Raw genomic sequence first — 13,223 nt, 5'->3', positions numbered from 1 at the left:
GAAAGTAATTGAAGTGCACCCGTAAGAATGGACATAGGATAACCCCTGGTTGATCCGATGAAATTCTACGAGGTGCACTTCATGCGTTAATTTAACACACCATTGCCGACAATGTTCACCTTTACTTCCGGGTGAAAACGAACTTGGGCATATTGTTTATTCCAGTCCAGGCTTTTCCACAATTCCGGGTAATGGGCAATTAAATGTCTGCCAATACCGAAGGAATCACACCCACTTCGCTGAAGTGTCTTGATGATTTGTTCTGCGTCCTGGGTCATTTCATCGGTTAACCTACGGTTTAGACGTTCAATCGTGTCTTTTTCCTGAAGATGGTTCATCGCATACTCAACGATCGTTACAGGAAGTTCGATATGGAGACTCACATCAATTTGGCTATCATATGCCACCTTGACCGCAAGTTTTCGTTTGATTTGTTGCATATTCGCTTCATACGTAACATAGTTCCGTGGATTGTTTGAAGGACCTGGGTGAACCTTTTTGACAAAACGCGCTGTTTTATTCCACTTACCACTCATAATAATGTATAAAGGGGCTTGTTCGGTATCGAGACTCCCACTGAACCTTTGCCCATGAAACAGAGCAATTCCCCGTGCATCAATCTCCTCTCCGTCCTTATAGAGGTAAGGCAGCGTGAAATCTTGTCCTGGATCCAGCATGGGCGGGAGAAGAGTCTCTAATGTCATCTCAGGAAAGATACATAGTTCCTCCAGACTCTTAATTTTTTTAGTGATAAACTCACCAATTAATATACTGCCAACTCTTTTTTGGTGTAACAACTCTCCGGCGTCGCCATCCACAACGGCAATTTTCACATGCGAGGTCGGGTAATCCGGTTCCCGATATAAGACATCCAGGTAAGGATAGATATCATTCTGTGCTAGTTTGTTCCCGTATAAGATCATCCCATATTTGAAGAACCGGATATCACCAGTCACTTTAGCGCGAATTCGATCGGTGCTTTGTCGGACCGATCTCCCGATGCCTGAATGAACCTCATTAATACTGCTCCCTTGTTGACTCTCAAAATCATCGACAATTTCAAGTGTTTGTTTGATTTCACCCTCTGAGGTGATGTCGAACGCCGAAGCATTAGCCAGCCTCGCATCTTTTAAACTATCCTGGTCCCAGCATCCCGTCACGACCATAAGCAGGATCAACATACCAGGAGCCAGTCCTCGTTTACTCATATCATCTTCTCTTTTCGTTTCAATATATAGGATAGAACCAATAGCAGGAAAGGCAGGATCATGAGAAAAAAGTAAGCCGATCTGTTGGCTATCGTACTAATCAACTCAAGGTTTTTCTTTTGTTGTGGCAGATAGGCAATAACACAAGAAGCAATAACGACATAAGGCACAGCTTTTTTATGGTGTTTTTGTTTGAACAGATAACTTATCCCATAGGATGCCGTATAGTAGTAGCCACAGATGGCTCCAAAAATTGAAATTAACCAGATGGGAAGGAACAGGAAATCGGCCCGGTCCATTGTCCCGAGTGGGATAGAACGGAGTAAATAAATGACGGGTTCAGGCATTAAGTCAAGTTGCTGGGGGCTGAAAGCCGTTGAACATATAAACACGGTAAATGCATATAACAAAACGACTACAGCACTTGCAGAGGCAACAGACTTGAGTTTGCCACCGCTGCTACCTTCAACCATGGGAAACACAACAAGAAAAAACTCGAATCCAAACATGGCCATTAATGTTTCGGTTGATCCACTGATGATATTCGGCCATCCTGCTTCGGTTAAAGGCAAAAGATATAACAGATTGATCTCCTTAAGTCCGTAACTGATCAATACCATCATGGGCAAGACCAAAAAGGAGATGAGAACAAGTACCCGGGCGATGATTCTTAATTTTTGCCGAACCAAATAGATACTGCTGAACAAAAACAGGGCTAATATAGCCCACCGAGGTGTATCCTGCAGCATCCAACGGTTAATCACACCATAGGCGTTTACCAAAACAGAAGTACCCATTAATAGGAAATATCCAACGTAGGCAATGATCAGCAATTTGCCAATCCATTTACCCATAATCAGCGTTACAATTTGATAAATGGACGAACTCGGGAATCTTCGCATCAAAAGCCAGCACAACAGTATGACAAGCTGAATCAGGAACCCTCCAAGAAAAACAGAAATCCACCCGCCGCCTTTGGACAGAAGGTGTATTCGATAAGGGAGGGACAAGATATCTACACCAATTTCAAATTTCATAGTAAGTAAGAACAATTGTCCCTGAGTGATTGTCGTTTCCTTATTCACGTTTTTTCCAACTCCTAGAAAACTTCTGCTGATTCAACCGCTGCGGACGGGCATCATGAGGACGCCCGCGAAGCGCCCAGATCGGAAAGCGAATCCATACATCTTTCATGTCAGCTAATCGGAAAGGGGCCACTGGAGCAAAATAAGGCGATCCAAAGTTTTCTAACTTACATAGATGAATGGTTAGAATCACCAGACCAAATGCGATGCCGATATATCCAAAAAGCGCAGCTCCAATCATCATTGGAAAGCGGAGAATACGTACCGCTGAGCTCATCTCATGCGAAGGTACCAAAAATGACGAGATTGCGGTTAGTGATACCACAATAATCATGGTGTAGGATACAAGCCCCGCTCGAACGATAGCATCTCCGATAACCAAACCGCCAACGATGCCGATGGTCTGTCCCACTCGGCTCGGAAGTCGGACTCCGGCTTCCCTTAATACTTCAAAGATCAATTCAAGCAACATTGCCTCTACAAGTGCAGGAAAGGGGATGTTCTCCAATGATTTCTTGATTGTGTGTGCCAGCTCGATCGGTAAAATAGCGGAGTGAAAGGAAATGGTCGCAATATAAACAGCAGGTAATGTAAAAGCAATGACAAAACTCATCATTCGAATTAACCGTAAAAAGGAACTGACAATCCAGCGACCATGATAATCATCCGGACTCTGGTAAAAAGCAAAAAACGTCACTGGAGCGATAAGAGCTGAAGGACTGCCTTCGGCAAGTATGGCGACACGTCCTTCCATCAAGTTGGCAATAACCCGGTCAGGCCTTTCGGTATTGAGTTGCTGAGGGAAGAGAGAAAAAGGATTATCCTCGATAAACTCTTCAATAAATCCTGGAGCCAGCACCATATCTGAAGATATTGATGTGATTCGCTCTTTAACTTCGTTTACCAACTCCGGATTGGCTAAGTCTTGAAGGTATACAACTGCAATTTTGGTATGTGTCTTCTCGCCAACGTTAAAATATCGAACGATTAAAGACGGACTTATAATTTGTCTACGAAGCAGATTCAAATTAACGGAAAGTTGCTCTATGAATCCATTGTGCGGCCCTCGAATAACACCTTCGTTTTCCGGCTCGGTTGTGCTACGGACATACATCTTCTCGGTAGAAAGTATGTAAAACTCCGGGTATCCATCAAGTATGTACAGACATTTACCTTGAATGATTGAGTCTACTCCAATGTGCAGATTCGTTTCTTTTCGACTTTCTAATGTGGTGAACGATGGATAGATTTCCGCATGAGCATGCTCATTTAGTGCTGTTAAGACATGTGTTTGAATGATCTCCTGATCTACAAGTGAATCGATATAGAGAAGCACACTCTGTACACCATTGAGTAGAAGCAGTTGTTTTTTCAAATCGTCAGTATTACACAGGGACTGCTCTACATAAGCAATATTCATTTTTAATTCAGAGAATGCCTGATTGATTGGGGTCATTGATCCACCTCTTTATAAAATGCGACATGGATTATGTTGTGCAAAATCAAGATGATTATTCAAAAGAGGCTTTTTATTCAAGAACTTATAACCAAAGTTTGAAAGATCGTTGTCAAAATCCATAATTTACAATCCAATTAGAAACTTTTTCCTAAATCTAGCGTCTAATACTATGACTTTTTGAGGGGATGTAAATAAATTACTAGAGAGTAGAAGGAGCCAAAGACAACGCATGAATATGAAGAAGAAATTATCCATTTTTACCGCTTTAACCGTTTTTCAGGCATTTGCAGTTGGTTCTGTGAATGCGCAATCCGCACCGCAAGGTGACACCGCGTCAGTAAACACGGCCAAAGTAGAATCCGTAGAGGTGTTAAAACAAGAGCAACCGATTGCAGAGCGTGAAGTGAAGACAGAGAGCAATAACAAATCGATCAATACTCCGTCCTCTGAAGCCAAGGAAACTAAAACCTCGACCGGCGATCAAGCAACATCCAAAACAGATAGTGAGAAACCTGCATTGGATGGGGGAGAGACCACTACTGACGCAACGGGCACAAAACCTGAGGTTCAAGAGGAAGCCCCTGAGGGGGAAACGCCAGCTACACCTGCTCAAATAGAGCAACCATCCATTGATGGGACGTCTCCTGTAGCAGCAGGTGGGAATCTGACGTTGTACATGAATAGCAACAAAATGGAGCAGGATGGAAAAACGTATCTTGCTGGCCAGCCAATGGCTGTAAAAAACGGTGTATCCTATGTTGCCATCCGTGCGCTGGTTGACCGTGTGGGATACGGCGTCAAATATGATAACAAAACCAAGGAAACCATCATTATTAGTGGTGAGGATGAACTCCGATTCAAGACGAACAGCAAGGACTATACCGTCAATGGAGAGACAAGAACGATGAAAGGCCCGGCTTATCAGCAAAAAAGTACATTCATGGTGCCGTTAACTTCCATTACTCAAGCCCTGAACATCACCTATAAAGTGAATCAGTCGGCCAAGACGGTTGTGCTGAATCTGAATACGAAACCTGTTGCAAGCTTCACCATTTCCCAAAAGGAAATCTTTGCAGGGGATAAAGTGGACTACGTGACTTCTAACAGTTCCCCCAATGGAATGGATATCGTTGATGAACGCTGGACAGGTCGCCAGGATTCATTTGATCAAGCAGGTACATATACGATTTCATATCAAGTACAGGATTCCAACGGCCAATGGAGTGATCCCTATTCAATTACCATTGAAGTATTGAGTCCTAATCTTCCTCCTGTAGCGATGTTCGCCACAGATAAAGAAGAATATAAAATGGGCGAAAAAATAACATACACAGACCAAAGTACAGATGATGAAAATAATATAGTCAAAGCAGTATGGGAGAACAATTCCCTTGCTTTCTTTGAACCAGGTCCAAAAACGGTGACGCTTACGGTTACTGACAATCATGGCGCTACGAATACGTACTCCAAGGTTATCACCATAACCAATGAGACCTTATATTCATTTACCGACTTCAATTTACTCTTCACGCCGGTAGGACAGAAATTTACCTTTAACGGCGGCGAAGTGACTACCATGGAGAAAGTGCCTTATACGTATATGGATGAGCCAAGTTTGCTGATCCGCAGTAACAGTCCGGAAACCGTGAATACGGAAGGCATCGTATATAAAGAATCATCTTCAGGACAGACCCGTTTCATGATTCACCACGTGAACAACACAGGCAAAAGAGTAAAAATGTATGTGATTGCAACCAATAACAACCCAAATCCGGCTGTATTCGAACAACAGAATATGGGCTTTGCCGGACCTACACCGTATGCGACCGTAGCCGGGAAATTGTCTATTGATAAATGGTTCAAGTCAATTCAGACTGGAGCGGATCAAAAGAAAGAGTACCTTCAACCTGGGGAAAGCAAATTGATTTTGACAGAACTTAATAAAACGCCGATGAAAGAAGGACAAGTCATCTCTCTCTATTCGGATACATATAGTGATTATTCCTTAGACTATAACGTTATCCTGGTGGAAGAAAATAAAGATCCGTTCGAAGCGTTGCCATTGCTTCCCGTGCTTGATCGTGACGGAGTGCATAACCGGGGTACCTACCCGAACGCGACTCGCATCATAAAGTACGATGAGCACGTGGGAATCAAACCGGCCCGTCTGCCACTTGGTGACAATTCAAGCGATCCCAATCTGGTAGGAACAGATCCGATGGCTTACACAGACGCATCCAATGCGGGTAATTTCGGCGTATTGTACAAAATCACGCTGACCAATGTTGCACCGCGTACGCTTATCTCCTTTAACCCTCGTGGAGGGAAGTACTCCGGAGTAGCGCTGGTGAACAACCAGTTGGTATCGATTGCCGAAGGCAATGTTGCCGTTGCTAATTCAAGCGAACAAAGCGTTCTTTACCGCACCGGATCAATTGGAGAGAGCGTAACGATTCTATTCTCTGCCGCGCCAGGAAGCAACCTGCCGGTCAATCTGCTCTTTACACCGCTCCCATCGGAGAAGTAAGGTAACTATCTCTCTTATCTCTTACAACAAATGGTTTGAGTGGCACATTAATCATCGACAGAAAAGACTCCATATGGAGTCTTTTCTTTTCACATCTTGTTTCGACTAAGGAGGAATCCATTCCAATGAATGTACTCGTCAAGTTGATAGATGAATTCAAAGAGCGCGATACCCGGCGTTTGTTGAAAGATTATCGAGACAAAGTGGAGCATATCAGGAAACGGAATTTGGAAGCTTGGGACGATCAGCACCTGCAAGTGGAATCCCTTCGGCTACAAGAAGAAGCAAGATCAGGCACGCCTTTGGATGATCTTCTGGTTGATGCTTATGCTTTAGTCTGCGAAGTTGCGAAGAGAACACTCCGATTACAGCCTTACGATGTGCAGATTATGGCTGCTATCGCTTTGCACAAGAGATTTTTGATCGAGCAGCATACCGGTGAAGGAAAAACACTCTCTGCTGTTATGCCTGTTTATCTCAACGCTTTGACTGGCAAAGGCGTTCATGTGCTCACTTTTAACGACTACTTGGCAAATCGAGATGCAGAGTGGATGGGCCCGATCTATCGCTTCCTCGGGTTAACCGTAAGCTCGGTTCAAGCGGGCATGAGCCTGTTCGAGAAAAGGGAAGCTTACGCCAAGGATATAACCTATGTTACGGCTAAAGAAGCAGGGTTCGATTATTTGCGTGACACAATAGCATTAAATGAAGCTGATACCGTACACCGTCCTTTCCACTACGTCATTGTAGACGAAGCGGATTCGCTGCTACTCGATGAAGCGCGGGTGCCACTAGTCATTAGTGGCGATTCGAGCACAACCAAGAGTGATGGTGTTCTTTTCGCAGAAGTGGCCCGACAGCTTCAGCCAGGAGAGCATTACGATTTTGATGAGTTCCAGCGGAACGTATACTTGAATGATGCGGGTGCTGCGAAAGCGGAGTTGCTTCTGGGATGCGGCAATCTGTACGATAGCCATAACAGTCATTTATTAACATCATTGAATTGTGCACTGCATGTGGAATCGCTATTAAAAAAAGACGTCGATTACATCGTCCGGGATGGTGGAATTGAACTAATCGAAGAACATACTGGCCGTGTGGCCGAGAACAGGTATTTGCCGGACGGGCTGCAAGCTGCGCTGGTGGCGAAAGAAGGATTGCAGTGGAAGGCCGGCGGGAGAATTCTCGGCACGATCACGATTCAACATTTCATTAGCCTGTATTCGGGAATCTGCGGAATGACGGCTACGGCGCACGCTTCAGCAATGGAATTCGAGGATATCTATGCGTTGCAGGTCGTGCAAATTCCACCGAACCAGCCAAACATACGGATCGACCACAAGCACCGAATATACACCCATAAGGAAGCCAAATATAAGGCACTTGTACAAGAGATCTCTTCCGTTCATAGGATGGGACGTCCCATTCTTATTGGTACGTCAAGCGTTGAGGAGTCTGATATGCTGGCGGAGGCGCTTGCCGCTGCTTACGTACCTTGCCAGGTTCTGAATGCAAAAAACGATGCGAGAGAAGCCGAAATCATCGCTAAAGCGGGAGAAATAGGCGCGGTAACGGTATCTACGAATATGGCAGGGCGCGGCGTCGACATTCGTCTTGGCGGCGGTAATCCTGCTCAGGCAGAAGTGGTTGCCAAGCTGGGCGGATTATACGTAATAGGTACACATGTGAATGAAAGCATGCGAATAGATAACCAGCTGCGCGGGCGTTCTGGCCGCCAAGGTGACCCGGGAGCTTCCGTATTTTATATAAGCCTGGAAGACGAGTTGATGCTTCGCTTCGGCATTCATAGACTGTTTCGCGCTACCAGACAGGACGAGGCTCTTGATGATCCGGCGCTACGCAGCAAAATCGAGCATATTCAGCGCGTGATCATAGGTCAAAACTTCGATATTCAGCGGGAATTAAACGGTTATTCGGATATGGTGGAGGATCAGAGGCGAATCCTATACGAAGAAAGGCTCGGAATATTGAAAGGCGAGAGACCAATGAGCCCATCGGAGCAGCGGGTACGGCTTTTTTATATGGATGAGTTCTGGGCTGACCATCTGGCATACGTATCTTACATTCGCGAAAGCATCCATCTCGAGAGTATTACCAGTCGCAACCCGATCGATGAGTTTCATACGCAAATCACCCAAGCATTTGAGAAAATTCCGGCTAAAATAGATCAAGAGTCAGCGAATATGCTTAGAAAACTTGGAGGTTCAAATGATCCGGCCAAATGGGAACAGTTCGGTCTAAAGAGTCCTATTTCGACTCGGACTTATATGATCAACGATCAATACAGTCAAGATAAGCGCAGCTCATGGACCGGAACGACGGTATTTGCCTTTTGGGGCAGTAAAATTTTGAAGCTGTTACTGTGGCCGGTATATAGGTTGTCAAAATATTGATGGGAGCGTGACGATCGATGAACAGTGAAGAACGGTTTACGAGCCGGGTCGAATCGTATTTGAAATACCGCCCGAGCTATCCAAAAGAGGCTATTGACCATTTGTACGACGTAGTTGGTTTAAGTTCGAACAGTAATATAGCAGACATCGGTTCAGGTACTGGGATCATCTCAAAGCTACTTCTGGAACGCGGAAGCTATGTAATAGCGGTCGAGCCAAATCAGGCCATGCGGGAAGCCGCCGAGCAAACGTTAAAAAGCAGTCCGCAATTCCAGAGTATAGCAGGTTCTGCAGAATCTACTGGATTACCTGATCAGTCGGTTGATTTTATTGTCTGTGCTCAGGCATTTCACTGGTTCGATCGCTCCGCAGCTCAAATCGAGTTTCGCAGAATTCTACGGCCAGGCGGGAGAGTAATACTCATCTGGAATTCACGCCTTTCACACGGTACTCCGTTTCGTGAAGAGTACAATCAATTGCTCCATACATATGGAACCGACTACAAAAAAGTTAATCATAAAAATATTTCTCAAACGATGCTGCTCTCTTTTTTCAAGGAAGGTTCGATGCATGAAATGCGATTCAGAATGAGTCAGAAGTTCGATTTCGAGGGATTGAAAGGCCGGTTGCTATCATCTTCCTACAGCCCTGCACCCGGGCATGCAAATTACGATCCTATGATGTCAGAACTGCGGAATTTATTTGATAAAAATAATCAAGAGGGTATTGTTGCATTCGACTATGAAACTGAAATTTTTTGGGGAGAAGTATAGTTCACCAAAATGATACCCAGTTATATCAACAATAAGGGATAAGAATATAACGCCATTTGAAAGTCGCTATTTTAGCGGCTTTTTTTATATTTTATTAGAACAAATTTTTGCCCAGCTTGCCTGGATTTAAGTGTTGAAAGGAACCCTGGTACACTTCCTTAAAATCTTATAAGAAATTCTTGAAATTTCAGAAATTTATCCGATAGGCGGGTGCTATTATACAAATACAAACAAAGACGAGGTGATGAAATGCAAGCGAAATTGGCAGCGGACGTCGTTCCCATCTCCGCAAAGCGAAAGTCATGGATAAGGACAATACAAAAGCACAAAGTGATGTATGCTCTCTTATTACCAGCCTTAATTTACTTTGCCGTGTTCAAATACATTCCTATGGCGGGAATCATGATTGCTTTTAAAAACTATAACCTGGCTTTGGGACTATGGGATAGCCCCTGGGTGGGATTCAAAAATTTTACGGATTTTATGAACGGCGTTTATTTCTGGGACATCATGAAAAATACGATCATCATATCGCTGTATAAGCTATTGTTCGGATTCTCCGCGCCCATCGTACTTGCTTTACTCCTCAATGAAGTGTATAGCCAATGGTTTAAGAAAATCGTACAGACCATCACTTATTTACCTCATTTTCTGTCATGGGTCATTGTGTATGGAATTATGGTGGCATTACTAGCCCCAGGCGATGGTCTCTTTAACATGATTATGAAGGATTTTGGTTTTGAACCCATCTCGTTTCTAACGGAACCTGCCTGGGGCAGATTGCTGATCATCTTATCTGAAGTATGGAAGGATATTGGATGGGGGGCAATATTGTACCTTGCCGCCTTGGCAGGAATAGATCCAAGCTTATATGAAGCAGCTCGAATGGATGGCGCTTCCAAATGGAGACAACTATGGCATATCACGTTACCTGGTATTCGAGGAGTCATTATTCTGATGCTGATTCTAAAATTAAGCCATATCCTGGATGCGGGTTTTGACCAAATATTCATGTTTGCCAATACCTTTAATCAGGAGAAGATCGACATTATCGACACATGGGTATACCGTGAAGGGTTGGAGCGTCTCAAGATTGGCTTGGCTACTGCTGTAGGATTGTTTAAAGCTGTCATCGGATTTGCTTTGGTGTTGGCAGCGAATAAGCTCGCCAAAAAATTCGATGGGCAAATTTGGTGAGGTGGTCTTTAGAATGATCCATATGACAATTGGTGAAAAAGTCTGGCAAACCGTCGTTTATGTGATGCTTATTTTGTTATCCCTACTTTGTGTGCTGCCCTTCCTATATGTGGTTGCTGTCTCCGTAACGCCAGAGTCGGAAGTATTAAGAAGAGGGATTGTGATTATACCTGAATCCTTTACCTTTTTGGCCTATAAAGAAGTATTCGTTTCTCAGGGGATCTGGCAGGCGTATAAAATTACGTTGTTTCGAACGATTGTAGGGACTGCGTTAAATGTATTTTTTACAGTAATCGCGGCATATCCGTTATCCAAAAAATATTTGCCCGGAAGAAGTCCGTTTTTACTCTTCATTGTATTTACCATGATGTTCAGCGGTGGGTTAATTCCGACCTATCTACTAATTCGTTCTCTCGGATTGTTAAATAGTCCGTGGGTATTGATTATTCCCAATCTCATTAGTGCATTTAATCTGGTGATCATTAAAGGATTTTTTGAGCAACTACCTGGTGAAATCGAGGAATCCGCGAGGGTAGACGGTGCCAGTGAGCTTCAGACGTTATGGCGGATCATTTTACCTCTGTCGTTACCCGTGCTTTCAACCATTTCCTTGTTTTACGCAGTCGGGCATTGGAACAGTTATTTCGATGCCATTGTATATATCAATGATTCCAACTACATGCCACTTCAAGTGATTTTGCGCAATATCCTACTTAACGTGGCAACGCAAAGCGCTGATTCACTCGCCAATTCCGGAGCTGTCAGTACGTTCGCTGTGCAAATGGCTACAGTTGTTGTGACTACGGTCCCGATTTTGATTGTTTATCCATTTTTGCAAAAGCATTTTACCAAAGGAGTGCTCCTGGGATCCGTTAAAGGTTAAAAGGTGTTCCAACCTAACTTATTACGGGGAAACCGTGATAATATACAAACAAAGGAGAGGTCAATATGCAGCGTAAAAAGATTTCATTTGCTATTATGTCGGCAATCTTAGGACTTGGAACGCTATTGTCGGGTTGTGGGGGAAATGAAGAAGTTACATCGACAACCTCGAGTAATTCGCAAGGCCAGTCTGGCCAATTTGCAACCAAAATGAAGATCTCCATGTTTAACCAAGGTACATTCAATGCTGCTGCTCCGGTACCTCCACGGGATGAAGATATTCAACGCCAACTGTTGGAAGAAGAGATGAACATCGACTTGGATATGATGATTCCTCAAGCGGGTCAAGCAACAACAAAACTGAACACGCTCATTGCAGGCGGGGATATTCCAGACTTGCTCTTCTTGAAGAGCCGTGCTGATCTTGCGCAATATTACGACCAAGGCGTGCTTGCGGATTTGACACCTTATCTGGATCAGTTTCCTGAATTACAGAAACGGTTTGGCAATGACTCCTGGGAGGCGATGTCCTATCAAGGGAAAACGATCGGAGTTCCAGGCTATGATAATGTAAACGGTATCAGTCGTAGCTTCTTCATCCGTAACGATTGGCTGAAAAAGCTGAATATGGATGTGCCAACGACACCTGACGAGTTGTTCGAAGTTATGAAAGCCTTTACAGAGAAAGATCCGGACGGTAATGGCAAAAACGATACGTACGGATTCATCGGCGGTATGAATAAAGAAGGCAATCTGCAAACCTACGGCTTTGATAGCTTGATGTGGATGTTTGGCGTTAATCCTCCTTCGGCCGTTGAGATTAAAGATAATGAACCGGTATTTCTGTTTATCGATCCCAAAATGAAAGAGGCACTTGCTTACATTAATAAAATGATGGCAGCCAAAGTCGTAGACCCGGACTGGGTGACGATGAATTCACCTGATCTGTTGGACCAAAAGATGTTTAAGGGTAAAGTTGGTTTCATGATCAGGGATGCCCGCAGACTGGAGCCGGATTATCAGCAGAAAATGAAAGAAATTAGTGGAGAGGTGCCGGACTGGATCGTTATTCCTCCGATGAAAGGTCCTTACGGGGATCAGATTGTAGAGAGAAAATCATTCCAAGGCAATTCATGGGCCATATCTGCAAAAGCAGACGAGGACAAAATCATTCGCATCTTGTCCATGCTGAATTATCTCTTTACGGATGAAGAAGCCTATCCCAATTTTGCATACGGAATCAAAGGGATTCATTGGGACGTCGTAGATGGCAAGATCAAAAATAAAACCTCCGAATTATCGAAGGAAATGAAAGAGAAGTACCTGTGGGTCGATCATTATAGAATGCCGCGCCGTGGTGATGATGCGGAGTACTTCAGCTTCCAAAATCCGAAGACGGCGGAAGCTTTCAAGAATAATCAGCAATATGTGGGGCCAACGTTGCCCGGAAATTTATTGACCCCGGACCCGAGCGACACCTTGGATGCTGACCGCCAACGTTTCATTAATGAAAGCTTGGTTAAATTTATGACGGGCAAAGAACCTCTTTCCAACTGGGACAATTTCCTCCAAACGTTGGATACCAAGTTTGACATGCAGAAGTATAAGGAAACAGCCACCCAGCAATTTATAGACGCCGGCCTCATCAAGTAAAAATAAACAAAGAGAGAGTGGCTAT

General features: G+C 44.1%; 9 protein-coding genes. 6 read left to right on the top strand and 3 right to left on the bottom strand.

The window, feature by feature from the left end; genetic code table 11:
- Window positions 1–86 precede the first annotated feature (86 nt).
- The 3 genes from AB4111_RS01030 to AB4111_RS01020 are packed head-to-tail and all read right to left on the bottom strand — an operon-like array spanning window position 87 to window position 3,749.
- Entirely contained in the window at window positions 87–1,208 is a 1,122-nt protein-coding gene (locus AB4111_RS01030) for a Ger(x)C family spore germination protein (RefSeq protein ID WP_442029697.1), read from the bottom strand.
- Window positions 1,205–2,293: a GerAB/ArcD/ProY family transporter gene (locus AB4111_RS01025; protein ID WP_442029695.1), complete on the bottom strand. Its 1,089-nt coding sequence runs from the start codon at window positions 2,291–2,293 to the stop codon at window positions 1,205–1,207. Before AB4111_RS01025 ends, AB4111_RS01030 begins: the two co-directional genes overlap by 4 nt.
- Entirely contained in the window at window positions 2,286–3,749 is a 1,464-nt protein-coding gene (locus tag AB4111_RS01020; RefSeq protein WP_442029693.1) for a spore germination protein, read from the bottom strand. The genes AB4111_RS01025 and AB4111_RS01020 overlap by 8 nt, the downstream gene beginning before the upstream one ends.
- Window positions 3,750–3,981: 232 nt before the next feature.
- On the opposite strand from AB4111_RS01020, the gene AB4111_RS01015 reads away from it, so the two are divergent.
- The 6 genes from AB4111_RS01015 to AB4111_RS00990 all read left to right on the top strand — a co-directional run bounded on the left by AB4111_RS01015 (window position 3,982) and on the right by AB4111_RS00990 (window position 13,198).
- The gene (locus AB4111_RS01015; protein WP_442029691.1) at window positions 3,982–6,279 is read left to right on the top strand and encodes a stalk domain-containing protein; all 2,298 of its coding nucleotides are present in this window, start codon (window positions 3,982–3,984) and stop codon (window positions 6,277–6,279) included.
- Between the two features lie 125 nt (window positions 6,280–6,404).
- Window positions 6,405–8,693 (top strand): accessory Sec system translocase SecA2, encoded by a 2,289-nt coding sequence (gene secA2 / locus AB4111_RS01010; protein WP_442029689.1) that lies wholly within the window; start codon window positions 6,405–6,407, stop codon window positions 8,691–8,693.
- Between the two features lie 17 nt (window positions 8,694–8,710).
- Window positions 8,711–9,466, top strand: a complete 756-nt coding sequence (locus tag AB4111_RS01005) for a class I SAM-dependent methyltransferase (RefSeq protein WP_442029687.1) — start codon at window positions 8,711–8,713, stop codon at window positions 9,464–9,466.
- Window positions 9,467–9,715: 249 nt separating this feature from the next.
- A complete protein-coding gene (locus AB4111_RS01000; RefSeq protein WP_442029685.1) occupies window positions 9,716–10,663 on the top strand; it encodes an ABC transporter permease in 948 nt (315 codons plus the stop codon).
- Window positions 10,664–10,676: 13 nt separating this feature from the next.
- Entirely contained in the window at window positions 10,677–11,546 is an 870-nt protein-coding gene (locus AB4111_RS00995) for a carbohydrate ABC transporter permease (protein ID WP_253436011.1), read from the top strand.
- A 65-nt stretch (window positions 11,547–11,611) separates the two neighbouring features.
- On the top strand, window positions 11,612–13,198 hold the full coding sequence (locus AB4111_RS00990) for an extracellular solute-binding protein (RefSeq protein WP_442029682.1): 1,587 nt from the start codon (window positions 11,612–11,614) through the stop codon (window positions 13,196–13,198).
- Window positions 13,199–13,223 lie beyond the last annotated feature (25 nt).

The organism is Paenibacillus sp. 2KB_22 (genome assembly GCF_052115745.1).
Taxonomy (GTDB): Bacteria; Bacillota; Bacilli; order Paenibacillales; family Paenibacillaceae; genus Paenibacillus.
Note: the sequence above shows the minus strand (reverse complement) of the source record. Positions and strands in the feature narration are given on the sequence as shown.

Coding starts and splice junctions, on each gene's coding strand:
- AB4111_RS01030 (WP_442029697.1), bottom strand. CDS start 1,208: ATGAGTAAACGAGGACTGGCTCCTGGTATGTTGATCCTGCTTATGGTC.
- AB4111_RS01020 (WP_442029693.1), bottom strand. CDS start 3,749: ATGACCCCAATCAATCAGGCATTCTCTGAATTAAAAATGAATATTGCT.
- AB4111_RS01015 (WP_442029691.1), top strand. CDS start 3,982: ATGAATATGAAGAAGAAATTATCCATTTTTACCGCTTTAACCGTTTTT.
- secA2 (WP_442029689.1), top strand. CDS start 6,405: ATGAATGTACTCGTCAAGTTGATAGATGAATTCAAAGAGCGCGATACC.
- AB4111_RS01005 (WP_442029687.1), top strand. CDS start 8,711: ATGAACAGTGAAGAACGGTTTACGAGCCGGGTCGAATCGTATTTGAAA.
- AB4111_RS01000 (WP_442029685.1), top strand. CDS start 9,716: ATGCAAGCGAAATTGGCAGCGGACGTCGTTCCCATCTCCGCAAAGCGA.
- AB4111_RS00995 (WP_253436011.1), top strand. CDS start 10,677: ATGATCCATATGACAATTGGTGAAAAAGTCTGGCAAACCGTCGTTTAT.
- AB4111_RS00990 (WP_442029682.1), top strand. CDS start 11,612: ATGCAGCGTAAAAAGATTTCATTTGCTATTATGTCGGCAATCTTAGGA.